The 2,984-nt window shown below is 69.3% G+C and carries 3 protein-coding genes; all 3 read right to left on the bottom strand.

Annotated features, from left to right (window positions below; translation table 11 throughout):
- Window positions 1-325 (bottom strand): P-loop NTPase family protein (locus tag BEK98_RS47460; protein ID WP_208643450.1); only part of this gene is annotated, 325 nt, incomplete at its 3' end.
- A 760-nt stretch (window positions 326-1,085) separates the two neighbouring features.
- Entirely contained in the window at window positions 1,086-1,622 is a 537-nt protein-coding gene (locus BEK98_RS47455; protein WP_094222981.1) for a hypothetical protein, read from the bottom strand.
- Between the two features lie 261 nt (window positions 1,623-1,883).
- Window positions 1,884-2,984: PIN domain-containing protein (locus BEK98_RS47450; protein WP_341869065.1), on the bottom strand; the 1,101-nt coding region annotated here is incomplete at its 5' end.

The raw sequence follows: 2,984 nt of genomic DNA, 5'->3' as shown, positions 1-2,984 counted from the left end.
CGTCCAGGTAGTAGCAGTGGGTCGGGCCGCGGTGGTCGGCGCGCAGCTGCGCGAGCATGTCGCCGTAGCGGTCGGCGTAGAGGATGCCTTCGACCACGACGTGGAACCCAGCGTCCAGGGCGTAGCGGGCGGTCAGGTCGATCAGGCCGATGTTCGCCGCGCCGGGCCGGTCGCGTTCCCGGAGCACGATGCGGCGCAGGTTGTCCTGGCCGACCAGGGCCAGGCCGCGGCCGAACCGCTCGCGCAGGCCGGCCGCGACGGACGACTTCCCAGAGGCGCTGTTGCCGCGGACCACGACCAGCCGGGCTTCTTCGGTACCCACCATCACGGCCGTCACGCTATCGACGACCGGTGACAGCGCCCTGGGTGTTCCGGGACGGGTCCTACTTCGACGCCCGGACGGGTGACTTTTTTCCCTCGCGTACGCGAGCGGGTATCTAAGCACATACGCACAACTTGACTGTTTTTGGCACTTGATACTTATTCATGCGTTATGCCACGTTCCATTGCGGTTGGTCGCCGCTAGGCCGAAGGAGGTAAACCATGAACGAGGTGCTGACCGCGTCAGCGGGCCGGGAGGACGACATCGACCCGGACCGGGCAGCCCGGAGCAAGCCGGTGGCGTTCAAGGACGGGGTGCCGGTGTACGACAGCGGCCAGGCACCGGCGTTCCTGCGGACGAAGACCCAGCTGGTCAGGGTGCGGCGCGGGCCCGCTCCAGCAGACCGGCGGGGCGCGCAGCCGCCGCGGTCGGCCGGCTCGGGGAGTGCGTCGCCCCAGAGGCAGCGGCGTGTAACGCAGCACCGTCGAGATGTGGGTCAGCCGGTCCTCCGGCTCACGGTCTTCCTGAGCGCGGACGTACTCAGTCAGCAGCCTGCGGACAGCTTCGTCCCGGGAGGTCCTCCAGCGGGCTGTGACTGCGGACAAGGCCGTGAAAGCGCAGGGCAGAAGACGGACGTTGGCCTCCTGGTAACCCGCCACCAGACCAGTATCAGGCCACCGCGGTACCCGTCGCCGGTGATCTGGGAATCGCGTGCGGGCCCTGCTGGCAGCGCGTCAGCAGGGCCAAGGCTGTACACGCGCGGTCAGCCGCAGTAGCCGGATACTGGGTCGCGCTGCGGGGTTCCGGTGCCGTAGTACCAGTCAGTTCCCCGGGCTACCGAAGAGCAGCCATAGTAGGTCCCGACGAGCTGCGCCTCCGCCGCCCAGTGGTCCGGATTCGCATTGTGGATCTCGAAGGCTGGCGAGTAGATGTCCTTGGTCGCCGTGGAGTCCATCGTGGAAGGCCCGGTGGTGGGTCCATAGTTCCCGGAATAGATGTCGACCTGAACCATCGTCCCGCTGAACTTGGACTGGAAGCCGGACGACCACTGGAAGTGAGCACGGGCGTTGACCACGCCGCCCCCGCAGTTCTGGTACTGCTGCTCGACTTGACCAGCGTACGTCCACCTACCGTAGTAGAAACCGTAGCCGTACAGATTCCCCGGGGCGCCGACGTTGTTCCACGGCGCGCCGCAGTCCGCCATGGGACGGACGGCGGCATCAGCGGCCGGCGCCGAAATCCCGATGCCGCAGAGCGCTATCGTCGTCGCGACGATGGCAAGGTTCCTGCGAATCCGCATGAGTCCCCCTTGGTGCACAGCAGGCGAGTTGGCCCAAGCGAGAGTAGGAGGCGGCTGCCGTGGTCGTTAGCCCGGAATTCGCCATCCGCTTGGGAGCGAACCTTGTCCTTGACAGGCTGGGAGATTCGCTGTCGGTCGTCGCCGTGGCCAGGGCGCAGTGCGCGCCTTGGCCCTCGTCATCCCGCCGGGTGGCGCGGCGACTTCGGGAGCCGTCCCGCCGGGCGGCCCGGCGCCTGTGGCTGCGGCTCGGGCGTGCCCGGGTCAGGTCTGCCGCTGCACCGGGCGGCCGACGGTCCACAGGTCGCCGGGGGCACGGACGAACGCACGGTGGGCGAGCATGTCCCGCTTCAGCTGCGCGGCAGAGATGGTGTGGCCGCGCCGGGCAAGCGCGTCGCGCAGCTCGCCGGGCGTCAGGGGCCGGCCGCAGCGCGCGAGGTACCGGGCGGCCAGCTGCTCGCGGGTGGGATAGGCCGGGGGCTCCACCACCAGGAGCGAGTCGCTGAGCGTCTGGTGCTCGGTCACCGCGGCGGCGGTGAGCTCCAGCAGCGGCGCTGTCACCTTCCCCAGCCGCGTGAAGCGCTGGCGCCAGTTGTCGCGGGTCAGGTAGCCGTTGCGGTAGCACCACCACAGCAGCCCGGTCACAGCGGCCGTCGCCAGAAGCGGGTTGCGTCCGGCGAGGACGACCAGGCGGTGAGCGCCCGCGCCGCACAGCCGCAGCGCCAGTTCGATGAGGACCAGCGCGTCCGCGGCGGTGGCCTCCAGGTTGGCCAGGCGCAGCAGGCTCTGGGCGACGGGGACCCATTCGATGACGGCGACCCCGAAGCGGGAGAAGACGCTGTCCTCGGTGACGATGACGCACGGCCCCAGGAACTCCGCGAGCGCCATCGTGGGCGCGTCGTCAGGGTCGCCCCGGTGTCGCTTCGGCATCTCCCGGTCGACCCGCAGGATGTGCCGGGTCTGCGGAGACAGGTGGTCTCGGATCTCCAGGTCGACCACACGAAGGGCAGGAAGGATCTGCGCTGCGAGGAGACGGCGTACCTGGCGTTCCGGTACGTGGGCGTCGTCCGCCAGCCGGGGCAGGTGTTTGACGATCTCGCCGAGGACATGTGTCGCCATGTAGGGAGTCGAGCGTCCGGTGCCGGCGAGTACCATCACCTTGTCGTGCTGGTATCCGTTCTTGACCAGCCAGCAGGCGTGGGTCAGCAGCGCGTTGGTGTCGAGAACGGGCAGCAGCATCTGCCGGTCGAGCACCATCGGGTTGATCACCGGTCCGGTGCGGACCGGCAGCGGCGGTGCCGCAGCGGGCGCGAGCGTGGAGGGGGCGCGGACCTCGACCGGCAGCAGCATCGCGTGCAGGACGAT

Source organism: Streptomyces diastatochromogenes (assembly GCF_002242805.1).
In the GTDB taxonomy this organism is placed as follows: Bacteria; Actinomycetota; Actinomycetes; order Streptomycetales; family Streptomycetaceae; genus Streptomyces; species Streptomyces diastatochromogenes.
The sequence above is the reverse complement of the archived record's forward strand: the minus strand, read 5'-3'. Positions and strand labels throughout refer to the sequence as shown.

Bases quoted from the DNA above. Each gene is read 5' to 3' on its own strand.
- BEK98_RS47455 (WP_094222981.1), bottom strand. From the start codon at position 1,622: ATGCGGATTCGCAGGAACCTTGCCATCGTCGCGACGACGATAGCGCTC.